Annotated in this window: 16 protein-coding genes; 9 read left to right on the top strand and 7 right to left on the bottom strand. The window is 41.4% G+C overall.

The features are described 5' to 3' along the window. Positions 1–96: 96 nt before the first annotated feature. Positions 97–1,389 (top strand): NCS2 family permease, encoded by a 1,293-nt coding sequence (locus tag PSH54_RS13795; RefSeq protein WP_273606357.1) that lies wholly within the window; start codon positions 97–99, stop codon positions 1,387–1,389. A gap of 240 nt (positions 1,390–1,629) precedes the next feature. Here PSH54_RS13795 and PSH54_RS13790 read toward each other — a convergent pair whose 3' ends face one another. After that, positions 1,630–2,388, bottom strand: coding sequence for a hypothetical protein (locus PSH54_RS13790; RefSeq protein WP_024032356.1), 759 nt, complete (start codon positions 2,386–2,388; stop codon positions 1,630–1,632). A 293-nt stretch (positions 2,389–2,681) separates the two neighbouring features. Here PSH54_RS13790 and cysB point away from each other — a divergent pair, with 293 nt between their 5' ends. Further along, the gene (gene cysB / locus PSH54_RS13785; protein ID WP_273606356.1) at positions 2,682–3,659 is read left to right on the top strand and encodes an HTH-type transcriptional regulator CysB; all 978 of its coding nucleotides are present in this window, start codon (positions 2,682–2,684) and stop codon (positions 3,657–3,659) included. Positions 3,660–3,730: 71 nt separating this feature from the next. Here the strand turns inward: cysB and PSH54_RS13780 are convergent, their stop codons facing one another. The 3 genes from PSH54_RS13780 to pabB form a co-directional block, all read right to left on the bottom strand. Next, positions 3,731–5,107 (bottom strand): L-serine ammonia-lyase, encoded by a 1,377-nt coding sequence (locus tag PSH54_RS13780; protein ID WP_004589403.1) that lies wholly within the window; start codon positions 5,105–5,107, stop codon positions 3,731–3,733. Between the two features lie 102 nt (positions 5,108–5,209). Continuing rightward, positions 5,210–5,785, bottom strand: a complete 576-nt coding sequence (locus PSH54_RS13775) for an NUDIX hydrolase (RefSeq protein WP_024032358.1) — start codon at positions 5,783–5,785, stop codon at positions 5,210–5,212. A 6-nt stretch (positions 5,786–5,791) separates the two neighbouring features. Then, entirely contained in the window at positions 5,792–7,138 is a 1,347-nt protein-coding gene (gene pabB, locus PSH54_RS13770; RefSeq protein ID WP_273606355.1) for an aminodeoxychorismate synthase component I, read from the bottom strand. A 169-nt stretch (positions 7,139–7,307) separates the two neighbouring features. On the opposite strand from pabB, the gene PSH54_RS13765 reads away from it, so the two are divergent. The 6 genes from PSH54_RS13765 (at position 7,308) to PSH54_RS13740 (ending at position 18,519) form a co-directional block, all read left to right on the top strand. Then, the gene (locus PSH54_RS13765; RefSeq protein WP_004589406.1) at positions 7,308–8,834 is read left to right on the top strand and encodes a fumarate hydratase; all 1,527 of its coding nucleotides are present in this window, start codon (positions 7,308–7,310) and stop codon (positions 8,832–8,834) included. Between the two features lie 450 nt (positions 8,835–9,284). Beyond that, positions 9,285–10,325, top strand: coding sequence for a Glu/Leu/Phe/Val family dehydrogenase (locus PSH54_RS13760; RefSeq protein ID WP_024033350.1), 1,041 nt, complete (start codon positions 9,285–9,287; stop codon positions 10,323–10,325). A gap of 154 nt (positions 10,326–10,479) precedes the next feature. Beyond that, positions 10,480–11,118, top strand: a complete 639-nt coding sequence (locus PSH54_RS13755) for a CatA-like O-acetyltransferase (protein WP_273606402.1) — start codon at positions 10,480–10,482, stop codon at positions 11,116–11,118. Between the two features lie 355 nt (positions 11,119–11,473). After that, positions 11,474–14,362 carry a ligand-binding sensor domain-containing diguanylate cyclase gene (locus tag PSH54_RS13750; protein ID WP_337946984.1) on the top strand — a complete coding sequence of 963 codons (2,889 nt, stop codon included), beginning with the start codon at positions 11,474–11,476 and terminating at the stop codon, positions 14,360–14,362. A gap of 58 nt (positions 14,363–14,420) precedes the next feature. Then, positions 14,421–15,245, top strand: a complete 825-nt coding sequence (locus tag PSH54_RS13745; RefSeq protein ID WP_054983089.1) for a M90 family metallopeptidase — start codon at positions 14,421–14,423, stop codon at positions 15,243–15,245. 97 nt (positions 15,246–15,342) lie between these two features. Next, positions 15,343–18,519 (top strand): amidohydrolase family protein, encoded by a 3,177-nt coding sequence (locus PSH54_RS13740; protein ID WP_273606354.1) that lies wholly within the window; start codon positions 15,343–15,345, stop codon positions 18,517–18,519. A 140-nt stretch (positions 18,520–18,659) separates the two neighbouring features. On the opposite strand, the gene PSH54_RS13735 is transcribed toward PSH54_RS13740, so the two are convergent. Continuing rightward, positions 18,660–19,028 (bottom strand): hypothetical protein, encoded by a 369-nt coding sequence (locus PSH54_RS13735; RefSeq protein WP_004588144.1) that lies wholly within the window; start codon positions 19,026–19,028, stop codon positions 18,660–18,662. Between the two features lie 150 nt (positions 19,029–19,178). On the opposite strand from PSH54_RS13735, the gene PSH54_RS13730 reads away from it, so the two are divergent. Next, positions 19,179–19,931: a Nif3-like dinuclear metal center hexameric protein gene (locus PSH54_RS13730; protein WP_273606353.1), complete on the top strand. Its 753-nt coding sequence runs from the start codon at positions 19,179–19,181 to the stop codon at positions 19,929–19,931. Positions 19,932–19,944: 13 nt separating this feature from the next. Here PSH54_RS13730 and PSH54_RS13725 read toward each other — a convergent pair whose 3' ends face one another. Together PSH54_RS13725 and PSH54_RS13720 are read right to left on the bottom strand one after the other, a co-directional pair. After that, positions 19,945–20,709 (bottom strand): YdcF family protein, encoded by a 765-nt coding sequence (locus tag PSH54_RS13725; protein ID WP_273606352.1) that lies wholly within the window; start codon positions 20,707–20,709, stop codon positions 19,945–19,947. 51 nt (positions 20,710–20,760) lie between these two features. Beyond that, on the bottom strand, positions 20,761–21,648 hold the full coding sequence (locus tag PSH54_RS13720; RefSeq protein WP_004588141.1) for a LysR substrate-binding domain-containing protein: 888 nt from the start codon (positions 21,646–21,648) through the stop codon (positions 20,761–20,763). Between the last annotated feature and the right edge of the window lie 350 nt (positions 21,649–21,998).

Below are 21,998 nucleotides of genomic sequence, written 5' to 3'. Positions count from 1 at the left end.
CTACGTCAACAGTTTAGTATATCGCAAGGTAAAATGTCCTGTTTATACTTAATTTTATGGTAAAATCACGTCACTTTTTACTATCACAAGTCTATTATGCTCGAAGCTCTATTTAAACTCCGCGAAAATAACTCCAATGTGCGACGCGAAAGCATTGCTGGAATCACTACTTTCATTACTATGGTTTACATTGTATTTGTAAACCCTGCAATGCTTGCGGAAGCAGGCATGGATCAAGGTGCTGCATTTGTTGCTACCTGTATTGCGGCTGCTATTGGCTGTTTTATTATGGGATTGTGGGCTAATTACCCTTTAGCACTTGCGCCGGGCATGGGTTTAAACGCATTTTTTACTTACGGTGTTGTACTGGGCATGGGTTATAGCTGGCAAGCTGCATTAGGTGCGGTATTTATGTCTGGTTGTATATTTTTAGTATTAAGTTTGTTTAAGGTCAGAGAGTGGATAATTAATGCTATCCCTCTGGTTTTAAAGCAGGCTATTGCCACTGGTATTGGTGCGTTTTTAGCGTTAATTGCGCTTAAAAATGCAGGCATTATTGTTTCAAGCCCAGCTACATTAGTACAGCTTGGCGATATTACTTCGGCAGGTCCTTTATTAGCTATTTTAAGCTTTTTTGTCATTGCTGCTTTGCTTTATCGTGATATAAAAAGCGGCGTACTTATTAGCATTTTGCTAGTAACGGGCATTGCGTTAAGCCTCGACTTAGTTGAGTACCACGGCGTAATGTCAATGCCACCGTCTATTTTACCTACCTTCATGCAACTTGATTTTGCAGCGGCCTTTGAGCTTTCTATGCTGAGTGTAATTTTTGCGTTTTTGTTTGTTGATTTATTTGATACATCAGGCACGTTAGTTGCGGTAACTCAAAAAGCAGGCTTAGCCGATGAAAAAGGCAATATGCCACGTTTAGGGCGTGCTTTAAGTGCAGATAGTACAGCTACTATTGCAGGTGCAATGTTAGGTACTTCTACCACTACTTCTTATATTGAGTCTGTGGCCGGTGTATCGGTTGGTGGGCGTACTGGCTTAACAGCTGTTGTTGTGGGTATATGCTTTTTACTAATGATGTTTTTTGCGCCGCTTGCGCAAATGGTGCCGGCTTATGCAACAGCGGGTGCTATTTTATACGTTGCGGTATTAATGCTGCAAAACCTTAAGTTTGTAAACTGGGATGACATGAGCGATGCAATTCCGGTAAGTGTAGTACTGCTTATGACGCCACTTACATTCTCTATTGCGCACGGTATTGCTCTTGGTTTTATATCGTATACTGCGGTTAAAGTACTGTGTGGTAAACGCGATCAGGTTAGTATTAGCGTGTGGATTTTAACAGCGTTATTTATTATCAAGTTTGCATTTTTATCATAATAGCTAATACCCATTCTTTTAGCTAAGAGGCTTAGTTTGAGGGTGGGTAAACATTTATTATTTAGTGGCTATTACTCATTGCCACTGCATTGTTATACCTTGCGTATCTATGTTGTGGTAAATGAGCGTTTATAACGTAGTTAGCGCTAGGTAGTGCCTCAAAATACGTAAGTATTTACCCATTGGTAAAAACAAAAAAGCCCATACATTATGTATGGGCTTTCTTTTGGGTATTTAAAATTACCATTTCTTTTTAGGTGCAAATAATACGTCTAAGTCATCTTGCTCTGCTTCTGCTTTTTTCTTCAGGGCAGTGGCGTTTGATGCTTTTAGTTCTGTGCTTATTTCTTCTAAATAGGCTTCAACTTCTTGGCGTTTTGCGTTTACGTATTCATCAGAATAGGTAACGGCACTAAGTGTTGCATAGGCTTTTTCAAAATATTGCCTAGCAGAGCCCACCATGCTCGCTGAACGAGCAGATAAACCGCGTTTAATTTGGCTTTCTATGTTGATTCTAAGTTGTAACTTTTCTAGGCGCTTATCTTCTGCTGCAAATACTTGGCTATCTACACGGCCTTTACTGTGCTCAGAGCGCATAATAACTCTAAGCTTTTTTATGCCCTGAATTAACGAGACTAACTGCTTATCGTTACTTGGTAACGATAAATTGTCGCTGCTATTACCTTGTACTGCACCACTTAGCTTTTCTTTAGCTTCGTTCATTCTGCTTTTTAATGCTTTAGAATTAGGTGAATGGTTCACCATAGCGTTAAGTGCTTCGTAACATCTACGTTGTAAAACGCGTATAATGTTTTCAGAAAGCGGAATATTAGCGCTATTCATAAGTGCTTCTTCGGTTTCTTCAATTATCGCTTTTTGTTTTGTTAATTCTTTGCGACGTTCAATTTCTTGCTTTTCTTTATGCTGCTGTACAGCGCTTACCCACAGTGCAATCACTATCAGTGCCACTATAAGCACAATTATAATCGAAACGATCATGGCTTAATTCTCGGATTCATAATCTATTTTTTTATATTACATCAAATATATGCTTTGAGGGTAGCTTTGCGCTGATTAACTTAAAAATATGTTAAAAATTAGATATAAGAATAATGTATTATAAGTTGAACCTGAATAAACATCGCTATCTGCAGCGGGTTTATTATGCTAGCCTTAATGCTTAAATAATGAAAATATACGTGCTTACTTTGCCAAGTTTTAACTAAATTAAACTTGGTTTTGCTTAGTATTACCATCATATAAGCTTAATAATAACGTTAAAAACTGCAACCATGAAATTACAACAACTTAGATACATCGTAGAAGTTCAAAACCATAAGCTAAACGTATCAGCAACTGCTGAGAGTTTATTTACCTCACAGCCTGGTATATCTAAACAAGTGCGCATGCTTGAAGATGAGCTAGGTGTACAAATTTTTGGCCGCAGTGGTAAGCATTTAACGCATGTAACGGGGGCCGGCGAAGAAATAATTAACATTTCTCGCGAAATTTTATCTAAAGTCGAAGGTATAAAAGCGGTTGCTAATGAGCACACGCTGCCTGATCAGGGTAAACTAAATATAGCCACTACACATACTCAAGCACGTTATGCTTTGCCAAGTGTTATTCAGGGCTTTATGAAAAAATACCCAGCTGTTTCGCTGCATATGCATCAAGGTACACCACAACAGATTTCTGATGCGGCAGCGCGCGGTGACGCAGACTTTGCCATTGCAACTGAAGCACTTCATTTATACTCAGATTTAGTTATGCTGCCTTGCTATCATTGGAACCGCAGCATTGTGGTGGCAAAAGATCATCCACTAGCACAAAAGGCCGACAATTTAACCGTTGCCGATATAGCGCAGTATCCGCTTATTACGTATGTATTTGGGTTTACTGGGCGCTCTGAGCTTGATAAAGCATTTAATGCGCACGGCCTTGAGCCGCACATTGTGTTTACTGCAACCGATGCCGATGTAATTAAAACTTATGTAAGGTTAGGGCTAGGTGTAGGTGTAGTTGCCTCAATGGCCGTTGATCAATTAAGTGACACAGATTTAGTGTGTATTGATGCCAGCCATTTATTTGAAGCTAGCACAACTAAAATTGGCTTTAGAAAGGGCAGTTTTTTACGTACTTATATGTATGACTTTATTGAGCGTTTTGCCCCGCATTTAACTAAAGAGCGAGTAGAGCGAGCAAGCTTATTACGTAATCAAGAAGATGTTGATGCGTTATTTGCCGACATAAAACTGCCGGTAAAATAGTAAGACTTTAAGTATATAAATACTAAAAAACCGCGTATTGCTAAAATACGCGGTTTTTTGTTTTTATACGCTTAACATTCAATAATGTTTACCGCTAATCCACCGCGAGCGGTTTCTTTATATTTGGTTTTCATGTCGTTACCGGTATCGAGCATGGTTTTAATCACTTTATCAAGCGACACCTTTTGCTCGCCACTGCCACGTATTGCTAGGCGAGAGGCATTAATTGCTTTAATGGCGCCCATAGCATTGCGCTCAATACACGGTACTTGTACCAATCCGCCTACAGGGTCGCAGGTTAGGCCTAAATTATGTTCCATGCCTATTTCGGCGGCGTTTTCAACATGTACTACATTACCACCAACAATTTCGGTGAGTGCGCCGGCAGCCATTGAACAGGCAACACCTACTTCACCTTGGCAGCCTACTTCTGCGCCCGAAATAGAGGCATTTTTTTTGTATAAAATACCAATCGCCGCTGCGGTTAATAAATAGCGTGTGGCTATGTCGCGGTCCACTTCTTTAATAAATGTGTGGTAGTACATTAAAACGGCCGGCAATATACCCGCAGCACCATTTGTTGGCGCCGTGACTACGCGCCCACCCGCGGCATTTTCTTCATTTACAGCTAAGGCAAATAAATCCACCCAATCCATTGCTCTGAGTGGGTCATTACTCACTTCTACATTTAGCTTTAAATACAAACTAGGTGCACGGCGTTTAACTTTTAAACCACCTGGTAAAATTCCCTCGGTGCGCATGCCACGTTCAATACAGGCTTTCATTACTTGCCAAATATTAAACAACTCGTCTTTAATATCGTCTTCTTTGCGCAGCGTTTTTTCGTTATGCATCATTAAAGTAGATACACTAAAGCCTGATTCTTTACAAAGCTCTAGTAAATCTTTTGCACTTTCGAACGGGTAAGGAGCCGGGTTTTGCTCGCGTATATCAAGGGCTGCTTGTTTTTCGTTTTCAAATTCTTCATCGGTAACAATAAAGCCGCCGCCAATAGAGTAGTACACTTTGCTATATACTTTTTCGCCATTATTTGAGGCAATAATTTCCATGGCATTAGAGTGCTTAGGTAAGGTTTTACGGCGATGAAAAACAATAGCCCCTTGCTTAGGAAAGTTCGCTTTATGGGTTTGGTTGAGGTATATCACTTGCTCTTTTTCAATGGTGGCAAGGATATCGTCAACTAAATCGGCATCTATCGTTTCTGGGTCGTAGCCGGCAAGCCCTAATATAACGGCTTTACCAGAGCCATGGCCTACGCCGGTTTGACCCAGTGAGCCATAAAGCTCTACCTTTATATCGGTAACAGAGGTTAAAAGTTGTTGCTCTTGTAGGTCATTAACAAATAAGCGCGAGGCACGCATTGGGCCAACGGTATGTGACGACGATGGGCCAATACCAATGCTAAACATATCAAATGCACTGATCATACTATGGGTCTCTACTTTATTTACTCAGCCCGAAAGCTGTTCTTTGAACGGTCGAGTATCATAACGTTAATTCTATATTATGTAACTATTTGGCCGTAAGTTTTACACTGGTAGGGCAAGCTGTTTTGTAAAGTTTTTTATAATGCTAGCCGTTGCTCCCCACAGTAATCCGTGCGGTGTACTAAACCCTTGCAAGGTGATGGTTTTGCCAAAACGTTGAAAAGGAATGGGCTGCCAATTGGCCTCGTTTGAAAGCTGGGTAAGCGACAGTAAAAAGCTAGCTTGCACTTCATTATAATCGTTCTCCCATACTGTGTGTTCACCAAGTAAACCCACAAATGGGCTAATGCTAAAGCCAGTTAGGGTAGAGTATTGTGGCAGCTGCCCGAGCACTTTAACATTACTTGGCGCTATATTAAGCTCTTCGTGTAGTTCTCGAAGCGCTGTGGTGCGCAGGTGTTTATCGCTTTGCTCAAATTTACCGCCGGGTAAACAAATTTCCCCAGGGTGATGATGTAAATAAGTAGGGCGTTTGCACAATAAAATATGCGCGTGGTTATCAACATCAATAATAGGCAGCATAACCGCACTGGCACGCTTTTTACGGGTATCTTTTATTTGGTTTGGCGCAGCAGTAGGGCTTAGCTGAAACCGCGCCATAATATGTTCACTATTCAAAGCGTTCTACTGTTTTAATAAAGGAAGTATTTTATTCACTTTATCGTATGTTTCTTGGTATTCCAATTCGACTTTAGAATCAGCGACAATACCACCGCCGGCCCAGCAATAAATGTGTTCGTTATGACAAACCAATGTACGGATTGTAATACTGGTATCCATATTACCGCAGGCGCTTAAATACCCTATAGAGCCACAGTAAATACTACGCCTATGAGGCTCTAGCTCTTCAATTATCTCCATAGCTCTAATTTTAGGCGCGCCAGTGATTGACCCTCCGGGAAATGCTGCTTCAAGTTGATCAACACACGTTTTACTTTCATCTAGCTCTGCCGTTACGGTACTCACTAAGTGATGCACTGCCGGAAAGCTCTCAATAGCAAAAAGTGAGGGCACCTTTACAGAGCCAGGTTTTGCAACCTTACCTAAATCGTTACGCAGTAAATCAACAATCATTACGTTCTCTGCGCGGTCTTTGGTTGAGTTTTCAAGGGCTCTGGCTTGCTGTTGGTCGGCGATTGCGTCGGCCATGCGTGGCAAAGTGCCTTTGATGGGTTTTGTTTCAACTATATTGTCGTGAACTGCAATAAAGCGCTCTGGCGATATTGATAAAATGGCGCCACGTGGGTGGTTAATAAAGCTAGAAAATGGCGCTTTATTAGCCTCACGCAATACTTTGTAGGCTTGGAAAGGGTCGCCTTTAAAACCGGCACTAAATCGCTGTGCTAGGTTGATTTGATAGCAATCACCACTTTTTAAATAATCTTGTATTTGCGCAAATTTGTCAGCGTATTCATGCTCACTCATATTTGAGTGCCAATCGCTGGTGAGCGAAAACTGTGCTGTTACTAGATCGTTTGCTAAATATTGCTGGTAAAGCGCTAAACGGTTCACGTTAGGCTGAGAAATGTAAAACCAGCTTTGCTGGTGTTTATCAAATATCAGCGCATCTAAATAAAGGCCAATGGCCATTTGTGGCAACGTTATATCGTGTTTTGCCGTGCGTGGCATGTGCTCAATAATACGCCCTAAATCGTAACCAAAATAACCAAGCCAACCGCCGTTAAAAGGCAGGTTATTAGCGGCTTTTTGCGCGCTAAGTTTACTTAGCTCATCGTTCATTATTGTAAAGGGGCTACGCGAGTCAAGCTGCTGATTAAATACGCTTTGATTGTTGTTTACTTCTAAAATAGCGTGAGGCTCTATCGCAATAATATCAAAGCGACTATTTATGTGCTCGCTATTGGCTGAGTCTAGTAATACGGCATAGGGTAAATGCGCAAAATGCGCGAAAACATCAATGCAGTTTTGTGTTATGGCTAATTTTACACAATTTTTTTCATTGTTTAGCATTTACTGCCCCTTTAAGAACTGGCTCGAAACGGGCTGGGAGGGTATCATAAGTCAAATTTTTTTGGCAGCGTTTAGTATCAAATCTACGTTGTAATTAAAACAGTGCAAACCACCGTCACCGGTTTGGTATAGATTACGCTTAAGCGTAACGCTAACTTAAGGAACCACTATGAGTACAATCCGTCAGCAAGACTTTATTGATAGCATTGAAGATGCGTTGCAATATATCTCTTTTTATCATCCCCTTGATTTTGTTCAAGCGCTAGAAAAAGCCTACAACAAAGAACAAAGCAAGGCTGCAAAAGATGCAATCGCGCAAATTTTAATTAACTCGCGTATGTCGGCTGAAGGCAAGCGTCCATTGTGTCAAGACACGGGTATTATTACCTGTTTTGTAAAAGTAGGGATGGATGTTAAGTGGGATAAAACAGATTTAACCGTACAACAAATGGTTGATGAAGGCACACGTCGCGCATATTTAAATCCAGATAACCCACTACGCGCTTCTATTGTAGCTGACCCTGCTGGCACACGTAAAAACACTAAAGATAATACCCCTTCAGTTGTACACATTGATTTAGTGGCGGGCGGCGAAGTAGAAGTAATGGTTGCAGCGAAAGGCGGCGGCTCAGAGAACAAAAGTAAAATGGTTATGCTAAACCCATCTGACGATGTAGCTGCATGGGTAGAAAAAACGCTACCGACAATGGGCGCTGGTTGGTGCCCGCCAGGCATGCTAGGTATAGGTATTGGTGGAACCGCCGAAAAAGCAGCGGTAATGGCAAAAGAGTCGTTAATGGACCCGGTTGATATTCATGAATTAATGGAGCGCGGTGCAGAAACAACGGAAGAAAAACTGCGTTTAGAAATTTTTGAACGTGCTAACAAGCTAGGTATTGGCGCGCAAGGTTTAGGTGGTTTAACAACGGTTGTTGATATTAAAGTAAAAACAGCGCCTACGCATGCGGCATCAAAACCTGTTGTGATGATCCCTAACTGTGCAGCTACGCGCCACGTACACTTTACACTAGACGGCTCAGGCCCTGCAGATTTAAAAGCACCTAAGCTAGAAGACTGGCCAGAAGTGACGTTTGAAGTAGGTGAAGGAACTCGCCGTGTTAATTTAGATACGTTAACTAAAGAAGACACCCGCGAGTGGAAAATGGGAGAAACTGTTTTACTCTCAGGCACTATTTTAACAGGCCGTGATGCTGCTCATAAACGCTTACAAGATATGATCAATTCAGGTGAAGGTTTACCTGAGGGCGTTGATTTTGATAATAAGTTTATTTATTACGTTGGCCCAGTTGATGCTGTAGGTGATGAAGCTGTAGGCCCTGCAGGCCCTACTACCGCAACACGTATGGATAAATTTACCGATATGATGCTAGAAAAAACCGGCATTGTAGGCATGATAGGTAAAGCTGAGCGTGGTCCTGCTACAGTTGAGTCGATTAAAGAGCATAAATCGGTTTATTTAATGGCGGTAGGTGGTGCGGCATACTTAGTATCTAAAGCAATTAAAAAAGCACGCGTGGTTGCCTTTGAAGATTTAGGTATGGAAGCAATCTACGAATTTGAAGTAGAAGATATGCCAGTTACGGTTGCTGTAGACAGCGAAGGTGCTAACGCACACACGCAAGGCCCTGCAATTTGGAAAGCTAAAATTGAAGAGCTAGACGGCAAGCTTAAATAAAGGTTTACGTAATCTAATTACAAAGCGAGCTTAGGCTCGCTTTTTTTGTATTTGTTTTATGAAATATTAAAAAAGCGCAAATTGCCCCTTCAAATAAACACCTCAGACCAGTTGTAGTAAATCTGCTTTTTTCTTCATAAACCTATACACTGTGCGACTTTGCTGGGAGGGGAGCTGTGTAATACAAGGTTTACACTTGGCATTACCTTTACGTTCACGTAAATGTGAAAGCGCTTTTTAACGGTGTTGTTAGCTTTAAATTTAATTTATGTGCCTTTTGTTGAATTTTCTATCCATACTTTATTGTTATTTAGATTTATTAATTCACAAGGCTCGCTTTTTACGGGTTTAACTTCTCATTATGTGGCACCCTTAAAAATGAAGTGGTAAAGTTTCGTCAATTTCCAGCGCTCATCCCTCTCACGGGTAAACTATTTTGGAGTAATTACAGTGGCTGTGTTTAATCAAGCTGAATTTGATAACCACGAACAAGTGGTTTTTTGTTCTGACGAAGCGTCAGGTTTAAAAGCAATTATTGCCGTACATAATACTAACCTTGGCCCTGCTGTTGGTGGTTGTAGAATGTGGGACTATGCCAACGATGAAGATGCCGTTTACGATGTTTTACGTCTCTCTAAAGGGATGACCTATAAAAATGCGGTTGCTCGCCTACCGTTTGGTGGTGGTAAATCGGTTATTATTGGCAATGCAAAAGAGATTAAGTCAGAGCAGTTATTTCGAGCTTTTGGTCGTCAATTAGAGCGATTGAATGGCCGTTACTATTCTGCCGAAGATGTAAACATTACATGTGATGACGTTGCATTAATGAATAAAGAAACAAATTATGTGCTGGGCTTGGAAGGAAAAAGCGGTAATCCGTCACCTTTTACAGCTTACGGTACGTTTTTAGGAATTAAAGCGGCATTACAGCACCAACGTGGGCATCAAGATTTTGCGGGCATTAAAGTGGCTGTACAAGGTTTAGGTGCAGTCGCCTATGGTTTATGTAAGCATTTAGCGCAAGCTGGTGCAAAATTATTTGTAACAGATATCAATCAAGATGCTGTAGAGCGCGTAGTAAATGACTTTGGCGCTACGGCGGTGGGTATTGATGAAATTTACGACCTTGATGTTGATGTATACGCACCTTGTGCTTTAGGTGCCACCATTAATGATGAAACCATTGCACGTATTAAGGCAACCATTATTGCTGGGTGTGCTAATAATCAGCTAGCGCAGTCTCGTCACGGTGAAGTACTTCGTGAAAAAGGTATTTTGTATGCACCCGATTACGTTATTAACGCTGGTGGCATTATTAATGTGTATTACGAAACGGCACCACAAGGCTACAGTGAGGCGGCGTCTAATAAACACGTTGAAGGTATTTTTGATACCTTAACCGAAATATTCACCCGTAGTGAAAAAGAGCAAAAATCAACGCATTTGATTGCCGATGAGTTAGCGCAAGAGATAATTCAAAACGGCCTGTAAATTTACCCCGTTTATTTAAACTAAGGCGTACAGTGGTACGCCTTTTTTGTTTATACTCTATGGCGTGGTAATTTTGTGGCCAAGACCCTTATGGCAATCCGGCCTAATCGTTAACGACAAGCTTATGGATATTATGACTGATACAAACGCCTTAATGGAGCCCATCGACCTTGATACATGGCCTCGCCAACAACACTTCGAATTATTTAAAAACTTTACCCAGCCATATTTTAATGTGTGCGTAACACTTAACGCCAAGCCTTTATTTGAATATTGTAAACAAAATAAACTGTCTTTTTTTCAAGCATATGTACATGTCACACTAAAAGCCTGCCACGCTTATAACCCGATTATGCTAAGAATTATAAATGAATGCCCATGGCGCTTAAAGCAAGTAAGAGCCAGTGTGGTCGAGCTTGCTAGTGATGATTCGTTTATATTTAGTTACTTTAATTATTCGCCTTGCCTTGAAGAATTTGCTCAGCACGCCACAGCTATAAGCGCCAATGCTAAATCTCAACCGTTATTTTCTCAGGCGTTTAATCAAACCGAAGGGCAGGCCGATTTGATACATATATCGGTTTTACCTTGGCTGAACTTTAGTAGTTTTTCGCATGCCTTTAGTGAAGGGAAAAGCTTAGGTATTCCTAAATTTGTGTTTGGTCAATACGATAAAACCACGGGCCTAATGCCGTTTTCGATTGATGTGCATCATTCGCTAATGGACGGTTTACACGTCGCAGCGTTTATAAACGTATTACAAAACAATATTGACGACTTTTGTAAAGATTAATTGAATTTAGTTAATGCAATGTATTTATTTGCTATGGTAGTATTTTTAGTTAGATAGGCGATATAAGTTAATTTGTAACGATTAGCTGATACGTTTACGACATTAAGTTTTAGCGACTTATTTAAGGTGCTTTTTAGCACGTATTATTAGTTGTTTACGCTATTGTTTAGTTTTAATTAATGCGCTTTTAGCGCTTAAACAAACCCTAGTGTATTCACCCAATGCGTATAGGGATTTTAACGCTTTGTTGGAGCGCACGATTTTAGTGTGCTCAGTGCCAAGTAAATTCTTTCCTACTCCTTTTAAATAACGATAAAACGCTTACACACAAGTAAAAGAATAACTAAGGCAGTTGATGATGAGACAATTAAGCATTATATGTTCTTTTTTCGTCATGTTTTTATGTGAAGCCCAAGAGCAAACCCGTTTACCGTTAAGTGATTATTTTTCTGAAACATGGAATACCCGCTCTGGATTGCCCCACAACAGTATTAATAGCGTTACGCAAACCCAAGATGGCTACTTATGGGTTGCTACATGGGAAGGTTTGGCACGTTTTAATGGCCAAGAGTTTACAATATTAACCCGTGCTCATATTAATAACTTACCCGACTCGGGTTTAAGAGCACTCACTCCCACAAATAGTGGTGGGTTATACATAGCGGGGTCGCGCGGAGGAATTAGCTTATATCAACATAGGCAGTGGGATACCAAGCGTTCAGCATCAACCATGGTTAATCATTTAATTGAAAGTGCTGATCAAAGCCTATGGTTAGCCCTTGAAAACGACGGCGTGTTTTATCGTGAACATAACAGCGATACCGACCTTGCAATTATTAAAAATGTAAGTGCTTATCGGGTTATAGAAGATCACGATGGGGTTATTTGGGCAGCAACCAGTGCAGGCCTTTATAAAATACACAACAAAATACCGACCTTAATGACACCACACTTTGGTTTACCAAATGCACCTGTATATAACTTATTAATTACCCGTGGTGGCTCGCTTATTGTAGGAAGCGAAAAAGGCGCGTGGATAAAAACCAAGGCGCAGTTTCAGCCAATACATGAAAAGCTTAGCAATGAATCTATTTCTAGCTTATTAGAAGATAACCATGGAGATTTATGGTTTGGCACAATTAATAAAGGGGTGTTTAGGTTATCTCCTGATGGCGTAGAGCAGTTAGATGCCAATAACGGATTACCCGCCAACCGTATTTTATCTTTGTTACAAGATAGAGAAAACAGTATTTGGATTGGCACTAACGCCGGGCTGTTTCGCCTGCGTGAGTCGCCGTTTTCATCGTGGACCCAAAAAAGAGGTTTAGCGGGGGATTATACCCGCACAGTGCTTTCTCACTCCGATGGCAGTTTATGGGTGGGGGGAAGCTCTGGCTTAAATATAATAAAGAACAATCGCGCTACCTTGGTTTCAGGCTCTAAACAAAGCAGTCCTTATTCTGTGCTCAGTTTACACGAAGCACCCGATGGTAGCGTGTGGGCAGGCACATATACCTCAGGTGTTTTAAAAATAGTTAATAATACCTTTACCCCGTTTATTAATCGTAGCACTGGCCTTGGGAGTAACGAAGTAAGGGCTTTATTATTTGATTCTAAAAACCGTCTGTGGATAGGCTCTGCCATGGGGCTTACGCGTATCAATGAAGATGGCAGCTTAAATCAATTTACAAATAAAAAAGACTTACCAAGTGGGTTTGTACTTGCACTTAGTGAAGATAACGCGGGCAATATTTGGGTAGGCACCGGCAATGGGGTGGTGGTATTTGATATTGTTAGTGAGCAATTTACAACGGTTGAATTCCCCCGTGAGTTTTCTGCGCAATATGCGTTTGGGTTTTATATTGATGATACCTATACTTGGATGGCCACAGATAGGGGCTTAGTGCGCTATGAGCTAACAAGCGGAAAAATGGCCATGCTTGGCTTAGAGCAAGGTTTACCTATCGATAAACTATTTCAAGTGGTGCCGCACAATGGCTCATTTTGGCTCTCGAGCAATCGCGGAATTATTCAAATCGATAAAAATCATATACAGCAAATCCTCGACGCTCCCGCGAGCGCTAAAGCCCCCGTGCTTAACTATCAACTGTATGATGAAGGCGATGGTATGTTAAGTGCACAGGCTAATGGAGGTTCAACCCCTTCGGCTGTAACGCATAACGATGGGAGTATTTGGTTTGCAACCGCAAAGGGGGTGAGTACCGTAAAACCAGCGCGCTTACAAGCATCAACGCAAATTGCGCTGCCAACCATTATTGAAAATATTTTTGTAGATGGTAAGCCTATTGCGCTTCCGCTTGAAGGAGAGTCGGTATTTTTACCTCCGGGGGTATCGCGTTTATCGTTTCATTATGCAGGGCTGAGCTTTATTATGCCGCAGCGATTAAATTTTCAAACCCAATTAAAGGGCTTTAACGATAAATGGGTTAATCGCCAACATATGACCGGTGCTGAGTACACTAACTTACCGCCTGGGGAATATACCTTTATGGTACGAGCAAGTTACCCTAACGCACAGTGGCAAGATAATCAGCAAGCTGTAAATATTGTAATTCAGTCATTTTTTTGGCAAAAGCCGCAATTTAAGTTTGCAGTATTTGTATTATTTTTAATGGTTATTTTTGCTATATACAAATACCGTTTATACCACTACAAAAAAATAGAAATAGAGTTGACTAATCGCGTAGAAAAACAAACCCAAGACCTACAAACGCAAGCCAATGCGTTTGCATACCAAGCAACGCACGACCAACTTACCGACATGCCTAACAGGCGTGCTTTTGACAGCTGGCTTGCCCATAACTTTGCCACTTACAAACAGCAAAACCGGCCGTTAGCCATAGCTATACTGGATATTGATCACTTTAAGCGGATTAACGATAACTGGTCGCATATTATTGGCGACAAAGTGATTTGTACTATTGCAGAGCTACTTAAAAATGGCTGCCAAGAAAACCAGCATATAGCACGTTGGGGCGGTGAGGAGTTTACAATTGTTTTTGCAGATAAAACCGCCGGCGAAGCAAAAATCATATGCGAAGCACTGCGCGAGAGCATTGCACAGCATGACTTTTCGGCCATTGGTGAGGGATTAAGTGTAACAGCCAGTTTTGGCTTGTCTGACTCAACCAACGTCGGTGATTACGACCGTCTTTTATCGCGGGCAGATCAAGCTTTATACAAAGCTAAAAATAGCGGACGAAATTGCACAGAAATTATCTGATTGAAAATGAGTGCATGCGCACATATTAATAAGAGACTAACTTATTTTGGATGTCCCCATGATAAACGGGCTACTCATTTTTGCTTTGGCTATTTTTGTAGTAATTTATTGGCGCTGGCAGGCACTACAAAACTGGCTTTGGAATAAAAAATATAAAAACGCGGTTTTAAACTCTCAACAAAAAGAAATACTCCTTCGTTGCATGCCTATCTATAAAAAGATGACGGATAACGACAGAGCCAAGCTTGAGCGCCACATAATATGGTTTTTAAATGAAAAGCGCTTTTTAGGCCGAGACGGACTAAAGCTAACCCCCGCCATGAAGCTGATAGTTGCTGCCGATGCCTGTGTGTTAGTGCTTAATAAACCTTGGCCACTTTATAAAAACGTGAAAGAAATTTTACTCTACCCCAGTGCGTATTATGCGCCGCAATCTACACGAGATAGTGCTGGGCTGGTTAGTTACCACAACGCGGTACGCTTAGGTGAGTCGTGGCCTGGTGGCACGTTAGTTCTAAGTTGGCATGATGTACTTGAAGGCAACCGTTTACCAAGCGATGGCCATAATTTAGTGTTTCATGAATTTGCCCACCAGTTAGACCAAGAAACCGGAAAAACCACTGGCACTCCATTATTAAAAAACCCCAATGCTTATAAAGAATGGGCTCGAGTGTTTAGTCGTGCCTTTGTGCAGTTAAAAAGTCATGTTGCTTATAACATGCCTCACGTTATTCATAGTTATGGGGCAACCAACGAGGCTGAGTTTTTTGCAGTACTCACAGAGACCTTTTTAGAAAAGCCGGCGCAGCTTAGGCAGCACGACCCTGAAATTTATAGAATGCTGGTGGATTACTACCAATTTGACCCCATAGTTTGGCATTAATTTTTGGTACTTGGTCTGATAACGCTGGCAAGTTAGCGCTGTTTTTGTTGCAATCGTGTTAGAGAGTTTAACTGCAATAATAACAAGCGAGAAATGCATGAAAAAAATGCTTCACACTGCACTGGCTTTATCAGTCGGCCTTGCAATAGGTCAGCCGCACGCAAACGAAGAGCAAGAAAAGTGGCAGGTAGACTCACCAAAAGGTGAGTTTGTAGATGCAACCATTAGCACAGAGCAAGGCACATGGATGAACATTGATGTTAGTCCTGATGGCAACACGCTGGTGTTTGACTTACTTGGCGACATTTACACTATGCCTATAAGCGGAGGTGAAGCAACTAAACTCACCTCAGATATTGCTTGGCAAATGCAGCCTCGCTTTAGCCCTGATGGTAAACACATTGCGTTTACCTCAGATCAAGGCGGTGGTGATAATATTTGGGTTATGGATGTTGATGGTAGCAATCAACACGCTGTGACTAACGAAACCTTTAGACTTTTAAACAGCCCCGCATGGAGCCCTGATGGCGATTACCTTGTCGCACGCAAACACTTTACCGCTAGTCGCTCACTAGGGGCTGGAGAAGTGTGGCTCTATCACAAAGCGGGTGGTAAAGGTGTTCAGCTTACTAAACGTGAGAACGACCAAAAAGACTTAGGTGAGCCAATGTTCTCACCAGATGGGCGCTATGTTTATTTTTCTCATGACGCGACGCCAGGTAAAACTTTTCACTACTCTAAAGATTCTGTTGCCGGTATTTATAAAATTAAGCGCTACGATAGAGAAACAGGCGAAATAGAAACCATAATACAAGGCATGGGCGGTGCGATAAGACCCACACCTTCACCTGATGGTAAAAAGCTTGCCTATATAAGACGTGATGACTTTCAAACAAGCTTGTACTTATACGACCTAACCAGTGGTGAGCACACCAAGCTTTATGACAAGCTTGAACGCGATATGCAAGAAACCTGGGCTATTCATGGTGTGTATCCGACAATTGCGTGGACCCCAGATAACGAAGAACTGGTGTTTTGGGCTTCAGGTTCAATACATAAAATTGCTGTTGATGATAAAGCTGTTGCGCGTGTTCCCTTTAAAGTAAACACCAGTAAAAAAATACAAACCGCGGTACGCTTTACTCAAAATTTAGATACCGATGAGTTTGATGTAAAAATGTTGCGCAACGTGCAGGTTAGCCCCGATGGTGAAACTGCGATTTTTGAAGCATTAGGTTATATTTATAAACGCGATTTAGACTCTGGTAAAATTAAGCGCTTAACCAAACAAACTGATCATTATGAGCTGTTTCCGCAGTACTCCCGCGATGGGAAAAAGATTGTTTACACCACGTGGAGTGATACTAAGCAAGGTACTGTACGCGTTGTCTCTGCTCGTAGCGGGCGCGGCGAGGCGATAACCCGCGAGCCGGGTAAATACGTTGAGCCTACTTTTAGTCCTGACGGCAAAACAATCGTTTATCGTAAAGCCACCGGCGGAAGTATTTTAAATCCTAAGTGGTCACTTAACCCAGGTATTTATAAAGTAAGCGCAAAAGGGGGAGAGAGCGAGCTTATTTCTAAAAGTGGTTATCAACCTCAGTTTGGTAGCGCCAATGACCGTGTATTTATCATGAGCCCTTGGCCTAAGCCTACCTTAAGTGTTGTGGAGCTTGAAACTAAAAACGTTCGTAAACTTTACGAATCAGAGCATGCGACTGAATTTCGAGTCTCACCAGATGGTAAATACTTAGCGTTTGCTGAGCGCTTTAAAGTATTTGTTACCCCGCTGGTAGAAAGCGGCTCACCTATCACAATAAGCCCTAAAGATAACCAGTTTCCTATTGAGCAGTTGTCTGTGCGTGCGGGTGAAAATATAAGTTGGAGTGCTCAAAGTAACACTCTCTACTGGAGCTTAGGGCCCGAGCTATACCATGCAAGCCTTGATGGTATGTTTGCTATTGATAAAGCCGATGATGCCGACTTTAAAGTAAAAAGCGGTGAGAATATTAGCTTTAGTAAAAAAATGGCTGCACCAAAGGGCATGATTGCGCTAAAGGGCGCCAACATTATTACCATGAAGGGTGAGCAAGTCATAGAAAATGGTGTCATCATCACAGACGGTAAACGTATAAAAGCGATTGGTACTGCTGATGAGGTAACGATCCCCAAAGGGGCTGAAATTATCGATGTAGCAGGTAAAACAATTATGCCAGGGATTGTTGATGCGCATGCCCATGGCTCACAAGCCAGCGATGAAATTATTCCTCAGCAAAACTGGAAAAACTATGCCGGTTTAGCGTTAGGTGTCACAACAATTCATGATCCATCAAACGATACCTCTGAAATATTTACCGCCAGTGAAATGCAAAAAGCCGGCATGATTGTCGGGCCACGTATTTTTTCTACCGGCACCATTTTATATGGAGCAAATATGCCTGGTTACACCTCGCATATTGATTCGCTAGATGATGCTAAATTTCATTTAGAGCGTCTTAAAAAGGTTGGGGCGTTTAGTGTTAAATCGTACAACCAGCCACGCCGTGAGCAGCGCCAACAAGTTATTGAAGCAGGGCGTGAGCTTGAGATGATGGTTGTGCCAGAGGGCGGCTCACTGCTACAACATAACTTAAGTATGGTTGTTGATGGGCATACGGGCATTGAACACTCAATTCCGGTTGAGCATATTTACGATGATATAAAACAATTATGGTCGCAAAGTGATGTTGGTTATACCCCAACGCTTGTTGTCGCCTATGGCGGAATTTGGGGAGAAAACTACTGGTACGATAAAACGGACGTGTGGAATCACCCGCGTTTAAGTAAGTTTGTGCCTAAAAATCAGCTGTTGCCACGTGCTATGCGCCGAGTAAAAGCGCCCGATCATCACTATAACCACTTTAATAACGCCCGCGTTGCTAAAGAGCTGCAAGATTTAGGTGTACTGGTAAATTTAGGTGCTCACGGACAACGCGAGGGCTTAGGTGCTCATTGGGAAATGTGGATGTTTGCTCAAGGCGGTATGAGTTCACTTGAAGCAATTAGAGCCTCTACGCTTGACCCTGCTAAATATTTGGGGCTTGATAAAAATATAGGCTCGCTAGAAGTAGGTAAGCTTGCCGATTTAATTGTTATTGATGGCGATCCGCTGAAAAATATTCGCGATTCAGATAAAGTCGATTACACCATGATCAATGGGCGCTTATTTGATGCAAGCACAATGAACGAAGTGGGTAAAAAGCAGCGAAAACCACTTTATTTTGAAAAGCTATAATTGTAATACACGTTTAAAAAGCGGCTATTAGCCGCTTTTTTTAGCTCAAAATAAATTATTTAATAAAGCGAATTGATAGAAGGTGATAAACAGGCACAAAAAAACCGCTTAACGCGGCTTTTTTATTAATCACATGTTGTTTAAACAACACCGCGCGGTAAGCGACAGTCGTGATCTTTACTTGCAAGCTCAACAATCCAAAGCTCTTCAGCTGTGTAGCCGTCTTCGCTTTGTGTTACAACAGTAAACGGCGCTGTTTTTTGTGCTTTAACAGGCGCAGCAGCTTTAGTTTTAGTTTTTTTCGCAGGCGCTTTTTGCTCAGCTTGTGCAGGCGATTTGCCAGAGCTTAATTCTTTCGTTAGCTCTGCTACATCAGCTAGGCGTAAGTTTTTGCCACCATCGATGCTGTACCAGCCAGGTTTTGTAGTAATTTCAGGTTTTTTACCATTGGCAGCTTCATATGCAGCTTCAAAGGCAGATAAAACTTCTGTTTTGTCTAGTTTGCTCATCAGAGACCCTATACGTTGTGAACACAGATAAAGAAGCCGTATTTATACCTATTTTCCAACTGTTTTTCAATTTTTTGCGATTTTCCTTCCATTTTAGCCCCATAAACGCCAAAATTTGCACAAAATTCAGTGCTGAGTAAGGTAATAAGTATGCAACGTAGAGAATTTAACCAACTGTTAGACGACATTTTAAAGCCTCACACAATTAAAGATTTTTGTCCAAATGGGCTGCAAGTCGAAGGTAAAAATGAAATCAGAACGATTGTTACGGGGGTGACTGCAAGCCAAGCACTCATTGATGCAGCAATAGAAAAAAAAGCCGATGCTGTTTTGGTTCACCATGGTTATTTTTGGAAAGGTGAATCGCAACCTATTACAGGCATGAAAAAACGCCGTATTGGGGCTTTGTTAGCGCACGATATTAATTTATTTGCCTATCATTTACCGCTTGATATTCACCCTGTTATAGGTAACAACGCCCAGCTTGCTAATTTGCTCGATATTGAAATAGAGACAGGGCTTGAGCCCGTTACTTATAGCGTTGCTATGAAAGGACGGTTAAAAACTCCACTTACAGGTAGCGAGTTTGCAAATAAAATAGCCAAAGCTTTAAACCGCGAGCCTTTAAGTTGTGTTGTACGCGATGAAAAAATTAACACCATTGCCCTGTGTACAGGAGGCGGGCAAGGTTATATCGATTTAGCAGCAGAGCAGGGGATTGATGCATACCTAACGGGTGAAGCCTCAGAGCAAACTATTCACAGCTCGCGAGAGCAAAATATAGACTTTTTTGCAGCAGGGCATCATGCAACCGAGCGTTACGGAATTAAAGCCCTTGGTGAGCTACTTGCCAAAGAACATGGTTTTGATGTGAGCTTTATAGATATAGATAACCCAGTATAAATTTATATATACTCTACAGCGCCTCTGGGTTTATCCAGCGGCGCATACTTATCCAAGCATTCCCAATCACTTCATGGGCATATTGCGTTACTACACGTAATGCCTCAGCATTTGGTATAAATTGTTTATACAAAGGTAAAGCCGCAAAATTGTGATAATCCGTAGCGGCAGGAATTACCTCTATGCCTTGGGCATTAAACAAGTTTATTGAGCGCGGCATGTGTAGCACAGACGTAACCAGTGCAACCTTAAAATCAACGAGCTTAGGCGCGAGGAGTTTGGCTTCTGCGGCTGTATCCATTGCCTGTGGGTTTTGTTTTATGCGGTTTTTACTCACCCCTAAATTTATTGCTGTTTGGCTCATTAACGCGCTATTGGTTACTTTGCCATAGCCACCGCCAGATACGATAAGCGTTGCATTAGGGTATTTTTTTGCAAGCTTAACCCCTTCTACCAAGCGAGTAAGCGCACAATTTCCTAGCTGATTATTAGCGCTTAAAGCGGGGTTAGGGTTTATGTCGCAACCCAGCACAACAATTTTATCAAGGGTTGGGTGTTTTAGTGCATTAAAAGCCAATGACGAGGGCTCATTGTTTTTAATCAGTTGATGCGCAGCAAACGGCGTACTTAATACTAAAAGCGCCAATATACTTAAGCTTGCGATCACTAAAGCAGACTTACGTGCACGAAACGCCAAAACTAGCATTACAAACGCAAGTAAACCAAATAGTGGTAGCGGCATAATTAAGCCACCTAATAATTTTTTTAATTCAAACATAAAAAGCAACATAAAACACAATAGGCCTTATGTTACTTATTCGTTTGTGATTTATCGACCGTTATTTTGCTTACAGGTATTTAAAAAATGGCGATAAACGGGGTTGTCTTTCATGTCTTTTTTCATTGCTAGGTACATAGGGCGGGTTAGGCCTAGTGCACCAAGCGGGATTGATTTAATTAAACCTTGGCTTTCGTAAGGTGTTACCAACCAATCAGGCAGCGCTGCTACACCCATTCCTGCACTCACGAGCTGAAAAATTAATAAGCCTTGATCTACATTTTTTAGGGTGCCGTCAAAGCGGGCATTTTGAATAAAGTGTTTAAATATATCTTGTCGCTCGCGCGGAATAGGATACGAAATAATGGTTTCGTTTTTTAAATCAAGCGCTGTTACATATGCTTTTTTAGCTAGGTCGTGATCAGGGGCGACGATAAGCTTTAATTTAAAATCAAATAAGTGAGCGTATTCAAGTTTATCAGGATCGCGTATATCTGAGGTCAATACTAAGTCGAGCTCATCGTTGAGTAAATCTGGTATAGCGTCGTAGCTAAAGCCGCGTTCGTAGTCAATTTTAATGTCTGGCCAAAAATTATTAAATTCTTTAATAGTAGGCAGCAGCCAATGAAAACACGCATGGCATTCAACACTTAAGCGCAGTTGAGAAATAGGTTGATTAAGGCTTTCTTTTAAACGGCACTTAGTGGCTTCTACTTTAGGTAACACTTCGTTGGCAAGTTCGAGTAATAGCATTCCTTGTGGCGTAAAGCGCACAGGCTGCGTTTTTCTTTCAAATAATTGGCAGTCTAATTTGTTTTCTAAGTCTTTAATTTGATGAGATAAAGCTGATTGCGTTAAAAATAATTCGCGGGCTGTATTAACTAACGATCCGGTGTCTTTTAATGTCGCAATAGTTTTAAGGTGTTTTATATCAATCATCTTTAATAATTCTCAAGGGAAAAGTGAGTTTGGCTCAGATTGACTACATACTACGCCTTTACAAAAAACGTTTCAACGTCTAGATGGCTAAAATAATCTATTATTTACTAAAATATGCCCTTAAAGTTAAATTAACTAATGTGGGTACTTTAGTTGCTACTGGTTTGATGAGTTTGGCATGAGTTTAGCTCAAGTTGTTTTGTTGGGTTATGCAGCGGCTGTTAAGAGCGCGTTATGGGCAGGGCAGCTTAATAAATGGCACTGGTTTTTAAGAGGGATAAGTAATTATCACAACGCGTAATAACAGGTCTGTTTTTAATGGGCTAAAGCTTAAACAGCAACAACATGTT

The organism is Pseudoalteromonas sp. Angola-30 (assembly GCF_028599215.1).
GTDB classification, from domain to species: domain Bacteria; phylum Pseudomonadota; class Gammaproteobacteria; order Enterobacterales; family Alteromonadaceae; genus Pseudoalteromonas; species Pseudoalteromonas atlantica.
Note: the sequence above shows the minus strand (reverse complement) of the source record. Positions and strands in the feature narration are given on the sequence as shown.